This is a genomic window from Lonepinella sp. BR2357, from assembly GCF_051851525.1.
Lineage (GTDB): Bacteria > Pseudomonadota > Gammaproteobacteria > Enterobacterales > Pasteurellaceae > Lonepinella.
Genome location: NZ_JBPDVG010000016.1, coordinates 1 through 23,208 on the forward strand (window position 1 = coordinate 1; position 23,208 = coordinate 23,208).

General features: G+C 41.4%; 22 protein-coding genes. 15 read left to right on the forward strand and 7 right to left on the reverse strand.

Features of this window, described 5'->3' with window-relative positions; all coding sequences use genetic code 11:
* Positions 1-187 precede the first annotated feature (187 nt).
* From ACTG7L_RS09935 to ettA, 3 genes are all read left to right on the forward strand, one after another.
* Positions 188-1,531, forward strand: a complete 1,344-nt coding sequence (locus ACTG7L_RS09935) for a replication-associated recombination protein A (RefSeq protein WP_439328410.1) — start codon at positions 188-190, stop codon at positions 1,529-1,531.
* Positions 1,532-1,598: 67 nt separating this feature from the next.
* A complete protein-coding gene (gene serS, locus ACTG7L_RS09940; protein ID WP_439328411.1) occupies positions 1,599-2,891 on the forward strand; it encodes a serine--tRNA ligase in 1,293 nt (430 codons plus the stop codon).
* 144 nt (positions 2,892-3,035) lie between these two features.
* Positions 3,036-4,706 (forward strand): energy-dependent translational throttle protein EttA, encoded by a 1,671-nt coding sequence (ettA, locus tag ACTG7L_RS09945; RefSeq protein ID WP_386692939.1) that lies wholly within the window; start codon positions 3,036-3,038, stop codon positions 4,704-4,706.
* Positions 4,707-4,860: 154 nt separating this feature from the next.
* On the opposite strand, the gene sfsA is transcribed toward ettA, so the two are convergent.
* Positions 4,861-5,577, reverse strand: a complete 717-nt coding sequence (sfsA, locus tag ACTG7L_RS09950) for a DNA/RNA nuclease SfsA (protein WP_439328412.1) — start codon at positions 5,575-5,577, stop codon at positions 4,861-4,863.
* A gap of 79 nt (positions 5,578-5,656) precedes the next feature.
* Between sfsA and ACTG7L_RS09955 the strand changes: the two genes are divergently transcribed.
* From ACTG7L_RS09955 to grxD, 11 genes are all read left to right on the forward strand, one after another.
* Positions 5,657-5,929 carry a YcgL domain-containing protein gene (locus tag ACTG7L_RS09955; RefSeq protein ID WP_439328413.1) on the forward strand — a complete coding sequence of 91 codons (273 nt, stop codon included), beginning with the start codon at positions 5,657-5,659 and terminating at the stop codon, positions 5,927-5,929.
* Between the two features lie 117 nt (positions 5,930-6,046).
* Complete coding sequence (mepM, locus tag ACTG7L_RS09960; RefSeq protein WP_439328432.1) at positions 6,047-7,420, forward strand: murein DD-endopeptidase MepM; 1,374 nt, start codon at positions 6,047-6,049, stop codon at positions 7,418-7,420.
* A 137-nt stretch (positions 7,421-7,557) separates the two neighbouring features.
* The gene (locus ACTG7L_RS09965; protein ID WP_439243609.1) at positions 7,558-8,511 is read left to right on the forward strand and encodes an ABC transporter permease; all 954 of its coding nucleotides are present in this window, start codon (positions 7,558-7,560) and stop codon (positions 8,509-8,511) included.
* A 10-nt stretch (positions 8,512-8,521) separates the two neighbouring features.
* Positions 8,522-9,478, forward strand: a complete 957-nt coding sequence (locus ACTG7L_RS09970) for an iron chelate uptake ABC transporter family permease subunit (RefSeq protein ID WP_439328414.1) — start codon at positions 8,522-8,524, stop codon at positions 9,476-9,478.
* A 6-nt stretch (positions 9,479-9,484) separates the two neighbouring features.
* Positions 9,485-10,246, forward strand: a complete 762-nt coding sequence (locus tag ACTG7L_RS09975) for an iron ABC transporter ATP-binding protein (RefSeq protein ID WP_439328415.1) — start codon at positions 9,485-9,487, stop codon at positions 10,244-10,246.
* Positions 10,247-10,271: 25 nt separating this feature from the next.
* Entirely contained in the window at positions 10,272-11,183 is a 912-nt protein-coding gene (locus ACTG7L_RS09980; protein ID WP_439328416.1) for a siderophore ABC transporter substrate-binding protein, read from the forward strand.
* A gap of 372 nt (positions 11,184-11,555) precedes the next feature.
* Positions 11,556-12,644: a porin OmpA gene (ompA, locus tag ACTG7L_RS09985; protein WP_439328417.1), complete on the forward strand. Its 1,089-nt coding sequence runs from the start codon at positions 11,556-11,558 to the stop codon at positions 12,642-12,644.
* Positions 12,645-12,729: 85 nt separating this feature from the next.
* The gene (locus ACTG7L_RS09990) at positions 12,730-13,311 is read left to right on the forward strand and encodes a LemA family protein (protein ID WP_439328418.1); all 582 of its coding nucleotides are present in this window, start codon (positions 12,730-12,732) and stop codon (positions 13,309-13,311) included.
* A 148-nt stretch (positions 13,312-13,459) separates the two neighbouring features.
* Positions 13,460-13,900, forward strand: coding sequence for a TPM domain-containing protein (locus ACTG7L_RS09995; protein ID WP_439328419.1), 441 nt, complete (start codon positions 13,460-13,462; stop codon positions 13,898-13,900).
* A complete protein-coding gene (locus ACTG7L_RS10000) occupies positions 13,893-14,675 on the forward strand; it encodes a TPM domain-containing protein (protein WP_439328433.1) in 783 nt (260 codons plus the stop codon). Before ACTG7L_RS09995 ends, ACTG7L_RS10000 begins: the two co-directional genes overlap by 8 nt.
* Before the next feature lie 109 nt (positions 14,676-14,784).
* Complete coding sequence (gene grxD, locus ACTG7L_RS10005) at positions 14,785-15,111, forward strand: Grx4 family monothiol glutaredoxin (RefSeq protein ID WP_439243589.1); 327 nt, start codon at positions 14,785-14,787, stop codon at positions 15,109-15,111.
* Positions 15,112-15,187: 76 nt separating this feature from the next.
* Here grxD and ACTG7L_RS10010 read toward each other — a convergent pair whose 3' ends face one another.
* Genes ACTG7L_RS10010 through argR form a run of 4 tightly spaced genes read right to left on the reverse strand, consistent with a single transcriptional unit; the run spans position 15,188 to position 20,505 of the window.
* Positions 15,188-17,845: an MlaD family protein gene (locus tag ACTG7L_RS10010; RefSeq protein ID WP_439328420.1), complete on the reverse strand. Its 2,658-nt coding sequence runs from the start codon at positions 17,843-17,845 to the stop codon at positions 15,188-15,190.
* Positions 17,823-19,082: a PqiA/YebS family transporter subunit gene (locus tag ACTG7L_RS10015; protein ID WP_439328421.1), complete on the reverse strand. Its 1,260-nt coding sequence runs from the start codon at positions 19,080-19,082 to the stop codon at positions 17,823-17,825. Before ACTG7L_RS10015 ends, ACTG7L_RS10010 begins: the two co-directional genes overlap by 23 nt.
* 35 nt (positions 19,083-19,117) lie before the next feature.
* Entirely contained in the window at positions 19,118-20,038 is a 921-nt protein-coding gene (locus ACTG7L_RS10020) for a TIGR01777 family oxidoreductase (protein WP_439328422.1), read from the reverse strand.
* Positions 20,038-20,505, reverse strand: coding sequence for a transcriptional regulator ArgR (gene argR / locus ACTG7L_RS10025; protein ID WP_439243579.1), 468 nt, complete (start codon positions 20,503-20,505; stop codon positions 20,038-20,040). The genes ACTG7L_RS10020 and argR overlap by 1 nt, the downstream gene beginning before the upstream one ends.
* Positions 20,506-20,706: 201 nt before the next feature.
* Between argR and mdh the strand changes: the two genes are divergently transcribed.
* On the forward strand, positions 20,707-21,639 hold the full coding sequence (gene mdh, locus ACTG7L_RS10030) for a malate dehydrogenase (RefSeq protein ID WP_439328423.1): 933 nt from the start codon (positions 20,707-20,709) through the stop codon (positions 21,637-21,639).
* Between the two features lie 60 nt (positions 21,640-21,699).
* Here the strand turns inward: mdh and ACTG7L_RS10035 are convergent, their stop codons facing one another.
* Positions 21,700-22,446 carry an SDR family NAD(P)-dependent oxidoreductase gene (locus tag ACTG7L_RS10035; RefSeq protein WP_439328424.1) on the reverse strand — a complete coding sequence of 249 codons (747 nt, stop codon included), beginning with the start codon at positions 22,444-22,446 and terminating at the stop codon, positions 21,700-21,702.
* An 11-nt stretch (positions 22,447-22,457) separates the two neighbouring features.
* Positions 22,458-23,204: an SDR family oxidoreductase gene (locus tag ACTG7L_RS10040; RefSeq protein WP_439328425.1), complete on the reverse strand. Its 747-nt coding sequence runs from the start codon at positions 23,202-23,204 to the stop codon at positions 22,458-22,460.
* Positions 23,205-23,208: the final 4 nt, after the last annotated feature.

The following is a 23,208-nucleotide window of genomic DNA, read 5'->3' on the forward strand; positions in this document are numbered from 1 at the left end:
ACTCCCAAAGGGAGAGGGAACATGTTAGGGTAAATAATAAAATGAAATCATCCCTCATTCTGTCCCCACTCCCAAAGGGAGAGGGGACATGTTAGGGTAAATAATAAAATGAAATCATCCCTTATTCTGTCCCCTCTCCCTTTGGGAGAGGGCTAGGGTGAGGGTAAAGCAATTTTAAAGGATGCTGATGTCCAATCTCAATCTCGATTTCTCCACTACCGATTTCCGCCCCCTTGCCGCACGTATGCGACCACGCACGTTAGATGAATATTGCGGTCAGCAACATTTAATCGGGCAAGGCAAACCTTTACGCAAAGCCATTGAGGCGGGACACGCTCATTCCATGATTTTATGGGGGCCTCCCGGCACAGGTAAAACGACCTTAGCAGAAATTATCGCTCACCGTATTCATGCTGAAGTAGAACGCCTTTCCGCTGTGACCAGTGGCGTCAAAGAAATTCGAGAGGCCATTGAACGAGCGAAACAGAATCAACTTAATGATCGCCGTACCATTTTATTTGTGGATGAAGTACATCGTTTTAATAAAAGTCAGCAAGATGCGTTTCTCCCCCATATTGAAAATGGCACCATTATTTTTATCGGTGCTACGACGGAAAATCCGTCTTTTGAATTGAATAGTGCCTTGCTATCTCGTGCCAGAGTGTATATTTTAAAATCCCTAGATAAGCAAGATATTCAACAAGTATTACAACAAGCCATTGATGATCCTGAACGAGGATTCGGTAAACTGCGGTTAAAAATCGAAGATAATTTATTGGCATTATTAGCGGGATATGTCAATGGTGATGCTCGTTTAGCCTTGAATTGTCTCGAATTAATGGTGGATATGGCAGATGAAGATCAGAAAAATGGCAAGATTTTACACCGCACTTTATTAACCGAAGTGCTAGGCGAACGGCAAGCTCGTTTTGATAAACAGGGCGACCGTTTTTATGATTTAATTTCGGCGTTGCATAAATCCGTACGTGGCTCAGCACCTGATGCGGCGTTATATTGGTATGCACGGATTATTACGGCTGGTGGCGATCCTTTATATGTGGCTCGTCGTTTGTTAGCCATTGCATCAGAAGATGTGGGCAATGCCGATCCCCGTGCAATGCAAGTGGCGTTGGCCGCATGGGATTGTTTTACTCGAGTCGGTGCTGCAGAGGGAGAGCGAGCCATTGCCCAAGCCATTGTGTATCTTGCGGTGGCTCCGAAAAGCAATGCCGTGTATCAGGCGTTTAATCAAGCTAAAGCATTGGCGAAACAAGCGCCAGATTATGATGTACCCGAGCATTTACGCAATGCCCCAACGAATTTAATGAAAGAAATGGGGTTAGGGGCAGAATACCGTTATGCCCATGATGAACCTAATGCCTATGCTGCTGGGGAGAATTATTTCCCTGAGCCATTAAAAGATACCCAATTCTATTTTCCAACCAACCGTGGTATGGAAGTTAAAATAAAAGAAAAATTAGATTGGTTACAACAACAGGATAATAAAAGCAATAAAGTGCGGTGGAAATAATGGAAATTCTCACTAATTCGTTATAGAATGAAAGGCATGTTTACCGTATTAATTTAAGGAAGAAAAAATGATCGATCCGAATTTATTACGCAATAATATTGCGGAAACAGCACAATTATTAAAATTAAAACGTAATTTTGATTTGGATGTGGCAAAAGTCACTGAATTAGAAGAACAACGCAAGGCATTACAGGTTAAAACCGAAACCTTACAAGCAGAACGTAATACCAGATCAAAAGCCATTGGTGCGGCCAAAGCACGTGGTGAAAATATTGAATCCTTAATGCAAGATGTCGATAGCATGGGGATTGAACTGGCACAAGCGAAAGGTTTATTGGATGATGTGTTAGCGGAATTAAATACCTTGGCATTGACCATTCCAAATTTGCCGGCAGACGAAGTGCCATTAGGCAAAGACGATAGCGAAAATAAAGAAATTTCACGCTGGGGAACGCCACGTCAATTTGATTTTGAGGTGAAAGATCATGTGACCTTGGGTGAACAACTTAACGGCAGTTTAGATTTTGCCGCAGGGGTGAAATTAAGCGGAGCAAGATTTGCAGTGATGAAAGGGCAAATTGCTAAAATGCACCGTGCGTTAGCTCAATTTATGCTGGACTTACATACCGAACAACACGGCTATACAGAGGCCTATGTGCCCTATTTAGTCAATCACGATACTTTGTATGGCACAGGGCAATTACCAAAATTTGGTGAAGATTTATTTCACACCAAACCATTAGAGGGGGAAGTCCCTTACGCCTTAATTCCAACCGCCGAAGTGCCAGTGACCAATTTAGTGCGTGGTGAAATTCTTGACACCGAACAATTACCGTTAAAAATGACCGCACATACGCCTTGTTTCCGTTCCGAGGCTGGCTCTTATGGCCGTGATACTCGTGGTTTAATTCGTATGCACCAATTTGACAAAGTCGAATTAGTCCAAATTGTTGAACCTGAAACATCCATGCAAGCCTTAGAAGAATTAACCGGTCATGCGGAAAAAGTCTTGCAATTATTGAATTTACCATACCGTAAAGTGTTGCTTTGTACGGGTGATATGGGCTTTGGTTCGTGCAAAACCTACGATTTAGAAGTTTGGGTACCTGCTCAAAATACCTATCGTGAGATTTCATCTTGTTCTAATATGTGGGATTTCCAAGCTCGCCGTATGCAAGCCCGTTGCCGTGCGAAAAGCGATAAGAAAACTCGCTTAGTGCATACTTTAAATGGTTCGGGTTTAGCAGTGGGGCGTACCTTAGTTGCTGTATTAGAAAATTATCAAAATGCTGATGGTTCCATTACCGTGCCAGAGGTATTACGTCCTTATATGGGCGGATTGGAAGTCATTGGAAAATAATCCTTGTTCATTTGTCCCCTCTCCCTCTGGGAGAGGGCTAGGGTGAGGGTAAAATGTGAAACCCTCACCTCCCGAAAATCCTATCGGATTTTCTCCGTCCTCTCCCAAAGGGAGAGGCTGTATTTTTAAAGAAGAGAATAAAAAATGTCATCACAATTCGTTTTCACTATGCACCGAGTAGGCAAGGTTGTGCCGCCGAAACGTCATATTTTGAAAGATATTTCCTTAAGCTTTTTCCCAGGGGCGAAAATCGGGGTTCTTGGTTTAAACGGAGCAGGCAAATCCACCTTATTACGCATTATGGCTGGCGTAGATAAAGAATTTGAGGGGGAAGCTCGTCCACAACCAGGGATTAAAATCGGTTATCTTCCGCAAGAACCAAAATTAGATCCGCAACAAACCGTGCGTGAAGCCATTGAAGAAGCGGTTTCAGAAGTGAAAAATGCGTTAACTCGTTTAGATGAAGTGTATGCCTTATATGCCGATCCTGATGCGGATTTTGATAAACTCGCTGCGGAACAAGCCAATTTAGAAGCTATTATTCAAGCACATGATGGACATAATTTAGATAACCAATTAGAACGTGCTGCCGATGCCTTACGTTTACCAGAATGGGACGCGAAAATTGAACATCTTTCAGGGGGCGAACGTCGCCGTGTAGCATTGTGTCGTTTATTGCTCGAAAAACCCGATATGTTGTTATTAGACGAACCAACCAACCACTTAGACGCAGAATCTGTGGCGTGGTTAGAACGTTTCTTACATGATTACGAGGGAACGGTGGTCGCCATTACCCATGACCGTTACTTCTTAGATAACGTCGCAGGTTGGATCTTAGAGCTTGACCGTGGTGAGGGGATTCCATGGGAGGGTAATTATTCTTCTTGGTTAGAACAAAAAGAAAAACGTTTAGCTCAAGAGCAAGCCACGGAGTCCGCACGTCAAAAATCCATTGAAAAAGAATTAGAATGGGTTCGCCAAAATCCAAAAGGTCGTCAAGCGAAAAGTAAAGCACGTATGGCACGTTTTGAAGAATTAAATTCAGGTGAATATCAAAAACGTAATGAAACCAACGAACTCTTTATTCCACCTGGCCCACGTTTAGGGGATAAAGTGATCGAAGTGGAACATTTAACCAAATCTTACGGCGACCGCACTTTGATTGATGATTTATCGTTCAGCATTCCAAAAGGGGCGATTGTGGGCATTATCGGGGCAAATGGGGCCGGTAAATCTACTTTATTCCGTATGTTGTCAGGCAAAGAACAGCCAGATAGCGGTTCCATTACCTTAGGGGAAACTGTGACCCTTGCGTCTGTGGATCAATTCCGTGATGCGATGGACGACAAAAAAACCGTGTGGGAAGAAGTGTCTAACGGACAGGATATTTTAACTATCGGTAACTTTGAAATTCCAAGCCGTGCTTATGTGGGGCGTTTTAACTTTAAAGGTGTCGATCAGCAAAAACGAGTCGGCGAATTGTCGGGCGGTGAGCGTGGTCGTTTGCATTTAGCTAAACTGCTACAACGTGGCGGCAACGTCTTATTATTGGACGAACCGACCAATGACTTAGACGTAGAAACCTTGCGTGCCTTAGAAAATGCCATTCTTGAATTCCCCGGTTGTGCCATGGTGATTTCCCATGACCGTTGGTTCTTAGACCGTATCGCCACCCATATTTTAGACTATGGCGATGAAGGCAAAGTGACGTTCTATGAGGGTAACTTTACCGACTACGAAGAATGGAAAAAGAAAACCTTAGGCGAGGCAGCAACCCAACCGCATCGGATTAAGTATAAACGCATGACGAAGTAGTTGTTATTTGATTCAAAATGAAAAAAACGCCACTCTCTGTGGGGGTGAGTGGCGTAAAATGATGGAGTGATTATCTATTATTGTTTGAATAGGCTAATGATATCTATTCTCAAAAATATTGTCAAGCAATAAATACGAATAATTATCAAAAAATTTATTTTACCCAATTGACTGCTTTGGTGAGATAAAGTGCGGTGGGAATATCTTGTATTTTTTCAAATTCTCCGGCATAAGTATAAGCCTCAACCCCTTGAGCAGTCACTTCTTTTAATAAGCGATCATATTCTGGATCGACTTTTTCTGCGATTTTGAAACAATCAAAGCCATTATGTAAACCGGCAAAGAGTACCACGGCTCGGTGGCCTTGCTTTTTCATTGCGAGCAATTCCCGCAAATGTTTCTGACCACGAGTGGTGACGGCATCGGGGAACATGCCAACATTGTTGTTGACCAAGGTGATGGATTTCACTTCTACATAACAATCGGGCAAGCCCTCACCTTTGAGCAGAAAATCAATACGGCTATTTTCTTCACCGTATTTGACTTCAGGTAAAATTTGATCATAGGCGGCTAGTTCTTTAATTTGCTTATTTTGTAAGGCTTCAAACACCAATTGATTAGAACGATGGGTATTGATACAAACCAATTGGCCATTTTTTAATTGAGTGATTTCCCAAGAATGGGGGTATTTTCGGGTGGTACTGCCAGAATCGGAATACCAGACAATATCTTCTGTTTCGCCACAGCCAGTCATGGCGCCAGTGTTGGCACAGTGAATGGTGATGATTTTGCCATTGGGGAGTTCAATATCGGTTAAAAAGCGTTTGTAACGTTTGATCAGTTTGGCGGATTGTAATTGTGAGAATTGCATGCGATGTCCTTATAATTTTTTCTGTACATTGTAATGATTTCTGTTATTCTCTCAAGCGTTAAATTTGAGGAGCGAAAAGATGCTGTGTGCGATATATAAAAGCAACCGCAAAGATGGCATGTATCTGTATGTAGAAAAGCGAGATCAATTTGAGGCTGTACCATTGAGTTTACGCCAGATCTTTGGCCCGCCGGTATTTGTGATGTTGTTTAATTTAATGGGGGAAAAGTCGCTTAAGCAAGCGAATAATCAAGAGGTGTTCAGCCAGATTAAACAGCAAGGATTTTATTTACAAATGCCACCTTTGGCTGAAAATTTATTGCAACAACATAAAAATCAACAAAAATCATGAATTTTTTATTATTTACTTTGTCATAACTTCGTAAGGTTTTACTAGGACGGTATTAGAGTGGTTCAGCACGTTAAATTAGCCAGAGAGAGACGAAAAAGAAAATCACGTATTAAGGCGATGATTTTCTTTGTTGCACTGCTTTGCCTTGTGATTGGTAGCATTCTGACGTTAAAACATACCGCTGAAAATACACCATTGGATAGGGTTGACGCACTCGATAATCAATATCAACCCTTAACCCCAACAACTGAGCTCAATACCGGAAACACGAGTACACAGACTATCCCAAGTAATGAGTTAGATGCGACGTCCTATGATGATGAACTTTTAGGTATGGATGATGAAGTAGATCAAGTGGATTTTGGCGATAAATTGCCAGAAGATGCACAAAATGCCGTAGATGATTTGTTATTGGCGGTTGATCAAGCTAAACGCATTTCTGATCAATTTTCTTATACCGTGGTGCAAGGCGATAAATTAAAAGATGTGTTGGAAATGTCGGGTTTGGAAGATGAAACGAGTCAACTTTTAATCGCCAGTTATCCAGAGTTAAAAAACTTAAAAGCCGGTCAACAGATTTATTGGATTTTAGATAATGATAATGAATTAGAATATTTAAATTGGTTGGTTTCCGAGAAAGAAGAACGCATTTACGAATTAAAAGAAAAGGGGAAATTTGCACGTCAGATTCTAGAAAAGAAAAGTATTTGGAAGAAAGATGTGCTGAAAGGCAAAATTGAGGGATCATTGCGAGCTAGCCTAAATAAATTAGGCTTGGATAATCGCCAAATTAACCAATTAAGCACCGCACTTCAATGGCAAGTTAATATTTCAAAATTAGCGAAAGGCGATAATTTTGCTGTCTTGGTCACAAGGGAATATCTGGATAATAAATTAACTGGTCAAGGGAACGTTGACGCCATTCATATTACCCATAACGGTACCAGTTATTATGCGATTCAAGCAGATAACGGCCGTTATTATAATCGTCAAGGGGAAACCATTGGTAAAGGCTTTGCACGTACGCCCTTACAACGTCAAGCCCGTATTTCATCACCATTTAATCCTGCTCGCCGTCATCCAGTGACAGGGCGAGTACGTCCACATAAAGGGGTGGATTTTGCGGTGCCAATCGGGACGCCCGTGATTTTGCCAGCTGATGGGGTGGTGGAAAAAGTCGCCTACCAAGCGGGTGGGGCAGGGCGTTATATTGTGGTGCGACATAGCCGTGTGTATCAAACCGTGTACATGCACTTAAGCAAGCCTTTAGTCAGAGCAGGGCAGTCCTTAAAACGAGGGGAACGTATTGCATTATCAGGCAATACAGGCATTTCAACAGGGGCGCATTTACATTATGAATTCCATATTAACGGCCGTGCGGTTAATCCGATGACCGTGAAATTACCCGGCACGAACTCAGGTATGGGGGATAAGGAACGTAAGAATTTCTTAGTCAAAGCCAAGTCTGCCGAGCGACTGCTGAAATTCTAGTCATAGAAAGTGCGGTGTAAAATTTTCACGAATTTTCACCGCACTTTTTTGATAAAGAAACGGAACTATGCTATTCTTAATACGCTATTCTTAAATAGAATGATTCTCATTTTTCTGCATTATTGAAAGGATAAGATTTGATCAAGCGCCGTTATTTGTGTTTACTGGTTATATTATTGTCATTGCTCTCGCTGTTTATTGGCGTGAGTACGGTCAATCTTAGCGGATTATTGGCTTTTAACCCAGAACAATGGGAAATCTTTGCGATCAGCCGTGTGCCTCGTTTGGTGAGTATTCTGATTGCTGGGGCAGCTTTAAGTATCTGCGGCCTTGTGATGCAGCAATTAAGTCGTAATCGTTTTGTGTCACCAACCACGGCAGGCACCATGGACAGTGCCCGATTAGGCATTTTAATTGCGATTTTATTGTTCCCCTCTGCCTCGATGTTACTCAAAACGGGGATCGCTATTGCGGTTTCTTTCTTAGGCACGTTGTTGTTTATGACTATTTTGTCCCGTCTTAAATTTAAAGACAGCATTTTCGTCCCGCTTGTGGGGATTATGTTTGGTAATATTATTAGCTCCATTACCGCTTTTATTGCTTATAAAGAAGATTTGTTACAAAACTTAGCGGGTTGGTTACAAGGCGATTTTTCTCTTGTGATGGCGGGGCGTTATGAAATGCTGTATTTTAGTTTGCCGGCCTTAATCGTAGCCTATCTTTTTGCTAACCGTTTTTCCATTGTGGGCATGGGCGAAGAATTTGCCACTAACTTAGGCTTAAATTATCAACAAGTGCTATATTTAGGCTTGGCCATTGTGGCCACTGTGTCTTCTATTATTATTGTATCGGTAGGTGTCATTCCCTTTTTAGGCTTAATCGTACCGAACTTGGTGACGCTTTATTTAGGCGATAATTTGAAAAAAATCCTGTCGCATACGGCCTTATTAGGCGCTGTATTTGTATTATTCTGTGATATTTTAGGCCGCTTGGTCATTTACCCTTACGAAGTGTCGATTAATGCGGTAGTAGGGGTGTTTGGTAGTGCGATTTTCTTGCTTTTGCTATTTAAACGTTATCGACAGGGTTAGGTGAGAAAAGATGAAAAACCATTATCGGCAAAAATTGATATTATTAGTGATACTCACCCTGTTAGCGGTTTGCGCTTATCTTGGCTATAATTTGCCTAATCGTTGGGAATATGCGCTACATCATCGTGCCTTGAGCGTGCTTGCCATTGCGATCACTGGTGCAGCGATTGCGGTAGCAACCATGATTTTCCAAGTGGTCGTGAATAACCGTATTTTGACGCCCAGTGTGTTAGGGTTGGATTCTCTTTATTTATTGATTCAAACCCTAATTATTTTTTTATTTGGTTCTACTACCTTGCTTTCGGTCAATCCGATCCTGTTATTTCTTGGCTCAACGGCCATTATGGTGTTGTTTGCGTTGTTGTTGTACCGCATTTTATTTAAGCAAGAACAACAAAATCTGTTTTTCTTGTTATTAGTTGGGATCGTATTTGGTACCTTTTTCCAAAGTTTAACCACCTTTATGGAAGTGTTGATTGATCCCAATGAATTTCAGATCGCCCAAGATATTGGCTTTGCCAGTTTTAACCGCATGAATTTGGATATTTTATGGTTAGCCATGGTGATATTGTTGATCACTATTGGTGTGAGTATGCGTTATTGGCGTTATTTTGATGTATTAGCACTGGGACGTGAACAAGCGATTAATTTAGGTGTGCCGTATCAAAAAATTATTCGGCATTTGTTGATTTTGGTCGCCATTTTAACCTCAGTATCTACTGCATTGGTGGGGCCGCTCACCTTTTTAGGTTTATTGGTGATGAACGTGACCTTTGAATTTATGCCGACATTTAAACATAAAATTCTTATTCCAACAGCCATGTTAATGGCGATGGTGACCTTGATTATAGGGCAAGTCTTGGTGTCGCAAGTGTTTACCTTTAATACCACTTTAAGTATTATTATTAACTTTGTCGGTGGCGTGTATTTTATTTATTTGCTGTTGCGAACACAGAAAAAATGGTAATGAGTTATGACAATTGAAATTCAACAGATCAGTAAAAGCTATGGCAATAAAAAGGTGGTAGATAATGTATCTGTCAGTATTCCACAGGGCAAAATTACTTCATTTATTGGGCCAAATGGCGCAGGAAAAAGTACCGTATTGGCTATTATGAGCCGTTTGCTTGCGCCAGATCAAGGCGAAGTGCGGTTAAATAATGTGCCATTATCGCAACAAAAGAGTAGTGACATTGCCAAACAGTTGTCGATATTAAAGCAATCTAACCATATCAATTTACGCTTAACTGTGGAAGAGTTGGTGGCCTTTGGGCGCTTTCCTTATAGTAAAGGAAACTTGACTCAAAATGACCGCACTTTTATTGATAATGCTATTGGTTATATGAATTTGCAGGACATTCGTCATCAATATATTGATGAACTCAGTGGCGGACAACGGCAACGGGCCTATATTGCCATGACCTTAGCACAGGACACCGATTATATTTTGCTTGATGAACCCTTGAATAATTTAGATATGAAACATTCGGTACAGATTATGCAAGTGTTGCGGAAACTGACCGATGAACTGAATAAAACGGTGGTGATTGTGATCCATGATATTAATTTTGCCTCTTGTTATTCCGACTATATTATTGCCATGAAACAAGGGTGTTTGGTGCAACAAGGGGCTGTCGAGGATATTATGCACCCAGAGGTGTTAGCACAAATTTATGATATGCCAATGAATATTCAAACCATTAATCAGCAACGAATTGCGGTGTATTTTAGATAAGATTTATTTTAAATAAGGAAACATGATGAAAAACACATTTAAAAAAATGGCCTTAGGTTTACTGGTGGCTGCGAGCGTCGTGAGTTTTGCTCAAGCAAAAGATATTGAAGTGGAAAACGCTGCAGGCAAGCAAATTGTGCCACAAAATCCACAAAAAGTCGTGGTACTTGATTTCGCTGCCCTTGATGTGATGCGAGAATTGGATGAAAAAGCCAAGATCGTCGGCACCGTAAAAGGCAAAATTCCCGCTTATTTAGACGAGTTCCAAGACGCAAAATACGCCGATATGGGGACCTCGCCAGAACCCGCTTTTGAAAAAATCAATGAATTAAACCCCGATTTAATTATTGCCTCACCAAGACAGAAAAAATTATTGGATCGTTTAAAAGGTATTGCACCCGTATTTATGTTAGAAAATGACTTTGCTAATTTCTATCCAACGTTCCAATCTAATATTGTGGCGATTGGTCAAATCTTTGATAAAGAAGCCCAAGCGAAACAAAAATTAGCGGATTTAGATAAACGTATGGCTGCCTTAGCGGAGAAAACCAAAGGTAAGACCGCCTTATTGGTCTTAGTTAATGAAAGTCGAATCAGTGCTTTTGGTGATCAATCTCGTTATGCCATGGTTTATCAAAACTTCGGTTTCACCCCAATTGACACCTCGCTTTCTGCCTCAGTGCATGGTAACAGTGTTGGCTTTGAATATGTGGCGGAAAAAAATCCTGACTATTTATTAATTATTGACCGTACGGCGGCTGTGACAGATAAGACTGACAACGCCAAACAGGTATTGGATAATGCAATAATTAATAAAACCCAAGCCGCACAACATCACCATATTGTGTATTTAAATGCCGCTAACTGGTATTTAGCGTTTGGGGGGCTCGCCTCTATGGATGCCATGGTGACTGAAATCGAAAATGCGGTTAAATAATTGAAATTTTAGAAAAGTACGTCTATAATAAACACAGTTTTAAAAGGGAAATACGCATTCAATGACTAATAAACAATCAAATTTAGGCGAGATTGCTTAGTAAACGAGCAGTATTGCGAAAAAATATTTGATTTTTCTATTTTATCATTGGATAATACGCAGACTTTTGAAACGTTACCTTAATGAGAGTTAAGGTAAGTGAATTTGTCAAAAGGAACAGTAGGGCAAATTCATTAACCCTAGTATAGGTAAATGTCGAAACCATAATTCTGTGGTAGAGATAATAAAACAGTACATCTTTTGTACTCGGAATTCAGCTGAATCCAGCTGATATTTTTTGAAATTAGATGACTAAAAAAGAGGATCATCACAATGAAAAAAACAGCTATCGCATTAGCTATCGCTGGTTTAGCAGCAGCATCAGTTGCTCAAGCAGCTCCACAACAAAACACATTCTACGCCGGTGCTAAAGCAGGTTGGGCGTCATTCCATGACGGTTATACTCAATATGAAGGCACTGATACAGATGCTAAAGGTACACAGAAAAACTCTGTGACTTACGGTGTTTTCGGTGGTTATCAAATTCTTAATCAAGACAACTTAGGTTTAGCAGTTGAATTAGGTTACGATGATTTCGGTCGTGCTAAATTACGTACAGCTGGCGAAACTACAGCAAAACACACTAACCACGGTGCACACTTAACTTTAAAACCAAGTGTTGACTTAGGTATTGTTACCCCAGCATTAGCTGGCTTAGATTTCTACGGTAAAGTAGGTGCAGCTTTAGTTCGTTCAGACTATAAAGTATCTGAAGGTGCTAATGGTTTCAATGCAAGTAACACTCGTGAACACAGTTTAAAAACTTCTTTAGTTTTAGGTGCTGGTGTTGAGTATGCTATCACTCCAGAATTAGCTGCTCGTGTTGAATATACTTGGTTAAATAACGTAGGTAAATTAGAAAATGCTGACGGTAGCCGTCACGACTACACTCCAGAAATTCACGCTGTAACTGCAGGTTTATCTTACCGTTTCGGTCAAGGTATGGCACCTATGGCTGCTCCTGAAGTGGTTAACAAAACTTTCACTTTAAGCAGTGATGTGACTTTCGCATTCGGTAAATCAACTTTAAAACCTGAAGCGTCTGCAACTTTAGATGGTATCTACGGCGAAATCGCACAAGTAGCTAACCCAGCAGTACAAGTAAATGGTTATGCTGACCGTATCGGTAAAGATGCATCTAACTTAAAACTTTCACAACGTCGTGCTGAAACAGTAGCTAACTACTTAGTTTCTAAAGGTGTTGATGCAGGTTCTGTAACTGCAACTGGTTACGGTGAAGCAAATCCAGTAACAGGCAACACTTGTGATGCCGTTAAAGGACGTAAAGCATTAATCGCTTGTTTAGCCCCAGACCGTCGTGTTGACGTTCAAGTTCAAGGTAACAAACAAGTTACTATGTAATTTAGATTTGTCTCATTACGAGATGAAATAAAGATTGAAAGACCTAAACGTTGTTTAGGTCTTTTTACATTAAAAAGGAATAATGATGAAAAAATGGTTACTGATTATCCTTGTGGCGATAATCGCAGGTTTCACCTTAATGTCAAGTTACAATGGCTTAGTGAAAGCCGAAGAAGAAATTGATTCCGTGTGGGCGAATGTGGAATCGCAATATCAACGCCGTGCGGATATGATTCCGAATTTAGTCAACACCGTCAAAGGTCAAGCAAACTTTGAGAAAGAAACCTTAACGGGTGTGATTGAGGCGCGTGCAAAAGCGACACAGGTGAAAATTGATCCAAGCAATATGACTGAAGAAAATTTAGCCCAATTCCAACAAAATCAAGATTCTGTGGGATCGGCTTTATCTCGTTTATTGGTTTCCGTAGAAAAATACCCAGAATTAAAAGCCCATGAAGGTTTTATGAATTTACAAGCGCAATTAGAGGGAACCGAAAACCGTATTAATAAAGCACGTAATGATTTTAATGCCGCAGCGAAAGTCTATAATCAAAAAGTACGTCAATTCCCAACCAAATTGGCTGCCATGATTTTAGGTTTTAAAGAAAAACCGTATTTTAAATCTACTGTGGGTGCGGAAAATGCGCCAGTGGTGAGTTTTAATTAGAAAATAGTTAGAGATTACCCTCACCCTAACCCTCTCCCAAAGGGAGAGGGAATAATGAGGGAAAATACAATTAAATTACTCCCCAAAAAACCATCCCCTCTCCCTCTGGGAGAGGGCTAGGGTGAGGGTAAACACAACGAAGAAAACTATGCCCCTATTTTCCCGAATTCCCTTTGATAAAAAACAAATTGAAAACGCCATTGCTGAGTTAGAACAACAGACCTCCGCAGAATTACGTGTCTATATCGAGCGCCATTTGCCTAAAAATGCCCTGATTTTAGACCGCGCTTTGGCGGTGTTTAATCAATTAGACATGCACAAAACTGCTGCACGCAATGCGGTATTAATTTACATTGCCCATAAAGATCATCAATGTTCGATTATTGGCGATCAAGGTATTCATCAATTTGTCGGTGATGAATTTTGGCAACATCAATGTCAGTTAATGATTAGCTATTTTAAAGAAAAACAATATACCCTTGGTGTGTTAGCAGCGATTGAAAAAATTGGTCAAGAATTATCGCTTTATTTCCCCATTCAACCAGATGATGTGAATGAATTACCCAATGAGGTCATTATTAATGATTAAATTATTGAAAACCGCGGTATTTTTTAGCCTAATTTTGTGCAGTGTTGTGGCGAAAGCAACCACCTTTCCAGAGGTACCGAATCCATTTCGCTATGTGAATGATTACACCAAGACCTTATCGGCGCAAGAAATCCAATACTTCGAAACCAAATTACATCAATATGGGCAAGAAACCAGTTCACAAATTGCATTGGTCATTATTCCGACCACAGATGGCGAAGATATTTCGCAATATACCGCCCAATTAGGAGATAAATGGGGCATTGGGCGCAAGCAATTAAATAATGGCGTATTGTTTTTAGTGGCAAAAGAGGATCGCAAAGTGTTTATTGCCACCGGTCAAGGCTTACAAGGGGTGTTGACCGACGCCTTTTTATCCCAAGTCATTCGCCAAGCTATTTTACCTTATTTTAGACAGGGCCAATATGCACAAGGGATCAATTCAGGCTTAGAACATATTATTGCCGCCAGTAAAGGAGAATATGCTGCCCAAGCCGTAGAAGAAGATAGCATGGATCAAATTGTGCCATTTATTATGGTGGTGATTTTTATCTTGTTTGTCTTATTCGGTGAAATAAGCTGGCGTCGCAAACCTTATATCAGCCCAACGGCAAACCATAATTTACAAAATGCGGCGATTATTGCTGCCTCGGTATTAAACAGTCGTCGCCGTGGTGGCGGGGGAGGTTTTGGCGGTGGCTTTGGTGGCGGATCGAGCGGTGGCGGATTCGGTGGCGGTGGTTTTGATGGCGGTGGCGCTGGCGGTAGCTGGTAATCGTACATCAAACATAGTTGATAAAATCAGTCGGCTTTTACACAAAGCTCAAAACTTATGTTAAAATAACCGCACTTTAACAGACAGAATTTATTATTAAGGAAACCCAATGGAAACATTAGACAAAATCAAAAAACAAATTGCCGAAAATCCGATTTTAATTTATATGAAAGGCTCCCCCAAATTGCCTTCCTGTGGCTTTTCTGCCCGTGCGGTAGAGGCGTTAATTAACTGCCAAGTGCCTTTTGGTTACGTGGATATTTTACAAAACCCAGATGTACGTGCAGAGTTACCTAAATATGCGAACTGGCCAACATTCCCACAATTATGGGTCGAGGGCGAGTTAATTGGTGGCTGTGATATTATTTTAGAAATGTATCAAGCGGGTGAATTACAAACCTTATTAAAAGAAGTGGCTGAACGTCACCCTGAATAATCGTTTTCGTTTTATACCATATATTAAAAGGGCTAATCCTTGTGTCAGGAATAGCCCTTTTGTGTATGTGCTGACCTTATTCTGCCATGGTGCCGGAATTCCACTGTTTAGATTCATCAGGTCGGCGAATTTGTAACAGGAATCGCTGATTTGCTTTAGCTTGTGGCTGAACCACCGTACCAGATGGGGTAGAGAAGGAAATTCCGCCTTTCAATAATTGTTGCACGGTGCCAGTATTGACTTCAATACCTGACCAACCTAAGCCCGCTGTATAGCCAGAGGAGAGCCAGAATTGTGAATTGGTGCGCACCAAATGGGCGTATTTATGATCAATAATAATATGAATAAGCACCCGATCGCCCAAACTATTCAATTCTAAATGCCGAATTTTCCCCACATCCACACCACGATACATCACAGGCGAACCTTGTGTCACATTGGAGGCATCAGCGGTTTCTAAAATAAACGGAAAGCCTTTTAAGAATTTATTGTTTTGTGGGGTATTTTTATCATATAGCACAAATTGTTTTTTCACTGCGCCAGACCCGACTTCAATATCAATATAAGGCTGCAATAAACTGTCTAAATTTTCCACGCCACTGGCGGAAATTTCCGGCGAAATCACCTTAAATACACTGCCAGTTTTGGCAACGATCCCCATATAATTCGGGTTCATCAAGGCTTTTGCGATAATCTTGTTATTGTTTTTATCTAACTGAATACTGTCGATTTCACCAACGGTTAGCCCCATATAACGTAAGCTCATGCCTTTGCTTAAATTGGTGGCATCTTCCGCCGTGAGCGTAATCACTTGCCCTGCGGATTTGGCCACTAATTCATTGGCATATAAGGTATGGTTTTTGCCACCTCCACTGTTATCAAAGCTGATGGCACCTTTCAATGAACGGGCAATCGGGCTGGCTTGAATGCTGATCCCTTTCGGCGTAATGTCAATTTGTGCCGGACTTTCAACCCAGAATAAGCTGTTATTGGTGAGTAAATGGGCAAATTTTGGATAAATGGCCACGTCTACATCAAAATGATCTTTTAACGGACGAACATCTAAGATTTTGCCCACTTCATATTGACGATATAACACTAAAGACCCTTTGCTAATATTCGGAAGTTGGGTGCTTTTCAAGGTTAATGCGGGTTTTAACGTGCTGTCAGTGACGCCCATATCCGCATGCTCTTGATCTTTATAAAGCGGATATTGCGTTTTGGCGTGGCCTTGTTTCAACTGGTTAACGACTTGAATACCACCTCGTAACCAATTTCCCGCCGCAGGCGCTTGCATACGCAAGCCATCCACCCCCACGGCAATATCAAAGTTGCTCGCCGCAATAAATTGTGTGTCCGCATGGATTAAACCACGATATTCAGGAAAAATCACGGCTTTAAACACGACACCGTCGGTGTCAATTTGTTGTTCGACTAAGCGACCAATACTGATATTATTGTAATACACTTCTTGCCCCTGACGAATACCATAGGTTTCGGGCGCTGTTAGCGTGAGTTGTAACGCATTGGCTTGTGTGAGCAACAGTTCTTTTTCATTGAGAATGGTGAAGTCCGTGGTCGGTTCGCCATCTCCCGCAATAATGTCTAAATATTGTCCCCGTAAAAGTTCAGGTAATTTATCTAACTTGGTAAGATCAACTTTGGGCGAACGCACAACAATTTTTGTATTTTTACGTAAAATGTCGTTCATATTCGGCGCCAATAATAATTTCCCTTTGCGTACATTATTATCAAGCCCCGCCTCTTCCATATAGGTTAAGGTACCCACTTGCATATCTTGATAAAATACTTCGGTTTTTCCCGCTTGGAAATTGTTTTCCGCCGGCAGGGTCACATTGACTTCAATCCCTCGTTGCGCCGAGGATAAATCAGGGTAGAGCGTATATTGTTGCTCATTTTCTGCGACGTCACTTTTTTCCGGCGAGTCAAAGGTAATCGCCCCACGCACCACCGCTTGTAAACTGTCAATATTTAGATTGATACCGGATAAATCCACATTGGCACGAATGCCGCTGATGTTCCAGAAACGGCTGTCTTTTTTAATTAAGTGCGCATAGTCTTTTTCAATGGCGACATTGATTTCAACCTGTTTTTGATCAGGTGTAAAACGGTAATCTAACACTTTCCCTACGGGCATTTTTTTATAGAAAATTGAGGCACCTTGTGAGATAGATCCTAAATCATCAGACAATAAATGAATCAGTAAATCGCCCTCGGCTAGTTGCACAATTTGGCTACCACTTTCTGCCACAAAATCGTATTTGTAATCGCCGTCTCCAGGTTGTAACGTGATATAGTTACCTGAAATTAAGGTATCTAAGCCTGAAATACCGGCCAAGGACGCATTAGGTTGCACCAACCAGAACTTGGTATTTTCACGTAATACCGTTTTGGCCTCGGGATAAATACTGGCTTCCACTTTCACCAATTTTAAATCGTCGGTAAAGTTGACTTTTTTGACTAACCCAATTTGTAGCCCTTGATAGCGAATTTGGGTTTTATTGGCCACTAAGCCATCACCGTTGGCAAAGGTAATATGCACGGTTTCCCCCTGTTCTTTAATAATTTGAAAGAACAGGGTAGCGCCGATAATTAGCGCAATAATCGGCAATAACCAAAACGGCGAAATACGGCGAGTTTTGCGAACCTTAGCGGTGGCAATATTTTCTGGCTGTGCTGTGACAGCGAGATCAGGTTGATTTTCTTTCGTCATAGATTTTCCAAAGTAAACGACTATCAAAAGTAGTGGTGGCTATCATGGTTAAAAACACCGATAAGCCGAAATAAATGGCGGCAGGGCCGACTGAAAAATTAATAATTTGGCCTCGTGTCACCAAGGACATCATCAAGGCTAATACAAATAAATCGAGCATCGACCAACGGCCGACAAAATGCACAATATGAAATAAGCGCATTTGCCATTTGATCGAATGTCGCCAATTAAAATGAGTGCTGAATAACAAATAGAGCATGATGATAATTTTGCTAAACGGCACAAAAATACTGGCAAAGAACACTACGAAAGCGACAAAATAGCTGCCCATGTTAACAAACGAAATGACCCCGGAAATCAAGGTGTCACCACTGGGAATATTGGTCATAGAAATATAGGAAATGGGAAACATATTGGCCGGAAAAATCATCACAATCCCCGCTAACAAGGCCGCCCAAGTCTGTTGCAAGCTGATTTCAGCGGCTTTATGCGGTTCATTATGGCAACGTGGGCAACGCTCTTTGCCTTTATGATCCTTGATAGGGTGTTCAAAGGTATAATCACAACTGCTGCAAAAGTGCGGTGGATTTTCTGCGGATATTTCCGATAATTTCAGGTGTTGCGGGTAAAAATCATTCCATAATTCTTTCGGATTAATTTTGGCGAACAACAGGGTATTTAGCAACGCTGTGGCTAAAAATGCAATGAGATAAATATCAAAGGAAAGCGTGGCATAATCCCGCACCTTAAAGGCCGTTACGCCGAGTGCCACTAAGTATACATCAAACATCACCCAAGGTTTAATATAATCAATCGCCATTAACAGGTTGCGAGGTTTTTGTCTGGTGAGTTTGGCCAGTTGCAATAAAATCACCAACAAGGCAAAAGCAATCGGCATAAACACCGCACAAAGAAAAATTAAAAAAGCGGTGTAAGGGTATCCCTCGGTGGCCATTTTCCAGACCCCGCCCCAAATGGAGGCATCTACTTGGGAACCAATCAAATCCACACTTAACAGCGGATAATTTAACGCAAAAGGCATTAAAATCAGAATAGAAAGGGCAATGATGGCACAACGTTTTAATGACCAACGATCCGCCGATTGTAAATCATGATGACAACGAGGGCATTCCGCATGTTCCCCTTTTGCCAAATGCGAAACAGCCACCAAGGCATCACATTCGCCACAACGGCTAATGTGATTAATTTGGCGATCTGAAAGTGGAACATTCTGCATAGTTAACGTGCGTTTTTGGGTGATAAAGGCATATTCTATACATTAATGGGAGATTTGCCAAATGTTGCACGTAAATAGTTTGACAGTTCCGCATATTGAAAGGAAAAACCTTGTTTAAGGAGCTTTTCAGGATAAAGCCGTTGGCTTTCTAACACTAGACTGGCACGTTCTCCAAGTAGAATACGTAATAGAAATGCAGGCACCCTTGCCCAAGCGGGTCGGCGTAATTGTTTGGCGAGCAACTGATTGAATTGTTTATTTTGCACAGGTTGAGGCGAGCAGAGGTTAAAAGCGCCTTGGCAGGCTGAATTGTGCAGTAAAAAATCAATCGCATTGACCATATCTTCAAGGGCGATCCAAGGCATAAATTGATTGCCGTCGCCTAATTTTCCGCCTAATCCGCAACGATATAAGGGCAAGATTTTGGCTAATGCCCCGCCTTTCGGGGAAAACACCATGCCTGTTCGCAATAAACATACTCGGATATTGGCTTGTTGGGCTGCATTTTCCCATTGTTGGCAAAGTTGAGCGGTAAAGCCTTGTCCTGCGGACTGTTGTTCATTAATTCGTTGTTCGCCACTGTCTGCATAATAGCCATAAGCGGATCCTGACAGAAAACAGGTTGGTGGCGTTTGGCTGGCGTTAATAAGTGCGGTTAATTTTTCGGTCATTTTTAGTCGACTTTGCCACAGGCGATCTTTTTGTTGGGCTGTCCAAGGTTTATCAAAAATTGGCTCGCCCGCCAAATTAATTACGGCGTCAAAGTCATTTAAATCGCTAAAAACAGACAAATTTTCCACCGCACTTAATCGATCAGAAAAGCGGTGAGATTGAAATAAGGCAAGGGCTTTGTGAGCTGAACGAGAGAGTAGGGTGACTTGATATTGCTGATCCAACCAGCATTTCACCAATTCACACCCAATTAACCCCGTACCGCCCGTGGTCAATATTCGCATTACAAGGAACTCTCAAAAAGCTGTTGAATATTGGCGATCAACTGTTTAATGCTCGTGTTCAAGGTCGGCGTGATAAAAATCGTATCGTCACCTGCAATGGTGCCTAAAATGCCATCGGTTTTGCCCACGGAATCCAATAAGCGTGCAATTAATTGTGCCGCCCCGGGACTGGTTTTAATTACCACCAATAAATCATTGTGATCAATATCTAGCACCAAATTTTTTAATGGACTACTGGTATTCGGCACGCTTAATTCATTCGGCAAGCAATAGACCATTTCCATGCGAGTGTTGCGTGTACGCACGGCGCCAAATTTGCTCAACATACGTGACACTTTGGATTGGTTAATGGTATTAAAGCCCAGCGCTTGCAACGCATTCACAATTTCAATTTGTGAACCAAATTTTTCTTGTGCCAACAGATCTTTAAATGCCGTCATCAGGCTATCATTTTTTGTATCCATCATCATTTCTTTATGTATTAGAGAAAGCGTTGCATAAATTTTGCATAAAAATTCACAATTAAGCAATAAAAATTTACGTGTAAACAAATAAATTCATAAAAACTTGAGCTAGATCGCAAAATTGCATTTTGGTGTTTGAATTATTTGCACACAAGGCATAAACTATTAGCAATCCATCATACTTTTATATTTAAGGAGAAAACCATGAAAATTGCCGTTTTAGGTGCAGCAGGTGGTATCGGTCAGCCATTATCACTTTTATTGAAATTACAACTTCCAGCAGGATCCGAGTTAGCGTTATATGACGTGGCGCCAATGACCCCCGGTGTGGCAAAAGATTTAAGCCATATTTCCACCGCCGTGAAAGTAGAAGGTTATGCGGGCGAAGATATTGGAAAAGCCTTAACAGGGGCAGATGCAGTCATTATCTCTGCGGGTGTAGCAAGAAAACCGGGTATGGATCGTTCCGATCTATTTAATATCAATGCGGGCATTATCCGTGATTTAGTGCAAAATGTCGCAAACTTTGCACCAAAAGCCTGTATCGGCATTATCACTAACCCAGTGAATACCACTGTTGCTATTGCCGCTGAAGTATTGAAAAAAGCTGGTATTTACGACAAACGTAAATTATTCGGTATTACCACATTAGACGTATTACGTGCGGAAACCTTTGTGGCGGAACAAAAAGGCTTAGAAGTCGAACGTAACAGCATTCCGGTTATCGGCGGTCACTCAGGCACCACCATTTTACCAATCTTCTCACAAGTACAATACGCCACTTGGGGCCATGAAGAAATCGTGGAATTAACCAAAAAAGTACAAAATGCGGGTACAGATGTTGTTAATGCTAAAGCAGGTGCAGGTTCTGCCACCTTGTCTATGGCCATGGCTGCCGCTCGCTTTACACAAGCCTTAGTACGTGGTTTAAACGGCGAAACTGCCGTAGAATGTGCTTATGTGGAAGGCAACGGCGAATACGCTCGTTTCTTCTCACAACCAGTACGTTTCGGCCGTGAGGGCGTTGAGAGTTTGTTACCAATCGGCGAGTTAAGCCAATTTGAGCAAGAACAATTACAAGCCATGTTACCGCAATTAAAAGCGGATATTGAATTAGGCGAGAAATTTATTGCCTAATGTTGATAATTAACAGATAAGAAAAACACCGCATTTTGAAAAAAGTGCGGTGTTTTTTGCTTAGCTTCTTACCACATTTAACGCCGAGAAACTTTGCGACACCGGCATAATTTCAATGCGGTTAATATTCACATGAGCAGGTTGTTGGTAAATCCATAATACTGCACTAGCAATGTCTTCAGGTTGCAGCGCATTTGCCCCTTTGTACCAGTCTGCGGCTTTTGCATTATCCCCTTTAAAACGCACATTAGAAAATTCCGTGCCACCGCCCATCCCTGGTTCGACATTGGTGACCCGAATTGCCGTGCCGGCCAAATCCGCTCGCAAATTCAAGCTAAACTGTTTTACGTAGGCTTTGGTTGCACCGTACACATTAATGTTTGGGAACGCATAACTGCCAGCTACCGAACCGAGGTTGATAATATGCCCTTGATTGCGTGCTACCATTTGCGGTAACAATTGGCGAGTTAAATAGCTTAAACCGATAATATTGGTGTTAATCATGGTTAACCAATCCTCAAAATTGGCTTTATCTGCGGTTTCAATGCCCAATCCTAAGCCTGCATTATTCACCAACAAATCAATATTCGCCCACTCGGCAGGCAAGCTCAAAAGTGCGGTGTCAATTTCCGAAGTTTTTGATACATCCATGACTAACGGATAAAAATTTTCCCCAAGTTCTGTTTGTAATGCTTGCAATTTATCTAAACGACGTGCAGCGCCGATGACCTTGTAGCCAGCTTGAATCAAACTGCGGCAAATGGCTTTACCAAAACCTGCGGAAGCACCTGTGACTAAAATACTCATAAAAATATCCTTTAACTTCTTACTACATTTAATGGGGAAAAACTCTGTGACACTGGCATAATTTCAATGCGATTAATATTCACATGAGCGGGTTGTTGATAAATCCACAATACCGCATTGGCAATATCTTCGGGTTGAATGGCATTGGTGCCTTTATACAGATTGGCTGCTTTTTCATCATCGCCTTTAAAACGCACATTAGAAAATTCCGTTCCGCCACATAAGCCTGGTTCTATGTTGGTGACACGAATCGCCGTCCCTGCTAAATCCGCCCGCAAATTTAAGCTAAATTGTTTCACATAGGCTTTTGTCGCACCGTATACATTGCCACCTGGGTAAGGATAGTTGCCCGCAATAGATCCAAGATTGATAATATGGCCTTGGTTTCGTTCCACCATATTGGGTAGAATTTGGCGAGTTAGATAGCTCAAGCCGATAATATTGGTGTTAATCATGGTGAGCCAATCCTCAAAATGGGCTTTATCGGCAGTTTCCAAGCCTAATGCCAAACCCGCATTATTCACCAGTAAATCAATGTTCGCCCAGTCTGCTGGTAGGCTAGAAAGTGCGGTGTCAATTTCGGCTGTTTTTGATACATCCATGACAAGGGGATAGAAATGCTCTCCTAATTCTACTTGCAAATCTTGCAATTTATCCAAGCGTCGTGCTGCACCGATAACGTTGTAACCTGCTTTAACCAGTGTTCGGCAAATCGCTTTACCAAATCCTGCAGATGCACCAGTAACTAAAATACTCATAACA

What these genes read in the sequence shown, in the direction of transcription:
- ettA (WP_386692939.1), top strand. Translation starts at nt 3,036, where the DNA reads ATGTCATCACAATTCGTTTTCACTATGCACCGAGTAGGCAAGGTTGTG.
- ACTG7L_RS10035 (WP_439328424.1), bottom strand. Translation starts at nt 22,446, where the DNA reads ATGAGTATTTTAGTCACAGGTGCTTCCGCAGGTTTTGGTAAAGCCATT.
- serS (WP_439328411.1), top strand. Translation starts at nt 1,599, where the DNA reads ATGATCGATCCGAATTTATTACGCAATAATATTGCGGAAACAGCACAA.
- sfsA (WP_439328412.1), bottom strand. Translation starts at nt 5,577, where the DNA reads ATGCAATTCTCACAATTACAATCCGCCAAACTGATCAAACGTTACAAA.
- ACTG7L_RS09995 (WP_439328419.1), top strand. Translation starts at nt 13,460, where the DNA reads ATGCCCCTATTTTCCCGAATTCCCTTTGATAAAAAACAAATTGAAAAC.
- ACTG7L_RS10010 (WP_439328420.1), bottom strand. Translation starts at nt 17,845, where the DNA reads ATGACGAAAGAAAATCAACCTGATCTCGCTGTCACAGCACAGCCAGAA.
- mdh (WP_439328423.1), top strand. Translation starts at nt 20,707, where the DNA reads ATGAAAATTGCCGTTTTAGGTGCAGCAGGTGGTATCGGTCAGCCATTA.
- grxD (WP_439243589.1), top strand. Translation starts at nt 14,785, where the DNA reads ATGGAAACATTAGACAAAATCAAAAAACAAATTGCCGAAAATCCGATT.
- argR (WP_439243579.1), bottom strand. Translation starts at nt 20,505, where the DNA reads ATGATGGATACAAAAAATGATAGCCTGATGACGGCATTTAAAGATCTG.
- ACTG7L_RS09990 (WP_439328418.1), top strand. Translation starts at nt 12,730, where the DNA reads ATGAAAAAATGGTTACTGATTATCCTTGTGGCGATAATCGCAGGTTTC.
- ACTG7L_RS09975 (WP_439328415.1), top strand. Translation starts at nt 9,485, where the DNA reads ATGACAATTGAAATTCAACAGATCAGTAAAAGCTATGGCAATAAAAAG.
- mepM (WP_439328432.1), top strand. Translation starts at nt 6,047, where the DNA reads ATGATTTTCTTTGTTGCACTGCTTTGCCTTGTGATTGGTAGCATTCTG.
- ACTG7L_RS09935 (WP_439328410.1), top strand. Translation starts at nt 188, where the DNA reads ATGTCCAATCTCAATCTCGATTTCTCCACTACCGATTTCCGCCCCCTT.
- ACTG7L_RS10020 (WP_439328422.1), bottom strand. Translation starts at nt 20,038, where the DNA reads ATGCGAATATTGACCACGGGCGGTACGGGGTTAATTGGGTGTGAATTG.
- ACTG7L_RS10015 (WP_439328421.1), bottom strand. Translation starts at nt 19,082, where the DNA reads ATGCAGAATGTTCCACTTTCAGATCGCCAAATTAATCACATTAGCCGT.
- ompA (WP_439328417.1), top strand. Translation starts at nt 11,556, where the DNA reads ATGAAAAAAACAGCTATCGCATTAGCTATCGCTGGTTTAGCAGCAGCA.
- ACTG7L_RS09970 (WP_439328414.1), top strand. Translation starts at nt 8,522, where the DNA reads ATGAAAAACCATTATCGGCAAAAATTGATATTATTAGTGATACTCACC.
- ACTG7L_RS10000 (WP_439328433.1), top strand. Translation starts at nt 13,893, where the DNA reads ATGATTAAATTATTGAAAACCGCGGTATTTTTTAGCCTAATTTTGTGC.
- ACTG7L_RS10040 (WP_439328425.1), bottom strand. Translation starts at nt 23,204, where the DNA reads ATGAGTATTTTAGTTACTGGTGCATCTGCAGGATTTGGTAAAGCGATT.
- ACTG7L_RS09955 (WP_439328413.1), top strand. Translation starts at nt 5,657, where the DNA reads ATGCTGTGTGCGATATATAAAAGCAACCGCAAAGATGGCATGTATCTG.
- ACTG7L_RS09980 (WP_439328416.1), top strand. Translation starts at nt 10,272, where the DNA reads ATGAAAAACACATTTAAAAAAATGGCCTTAGGTTTACTGGTGGCTGCG.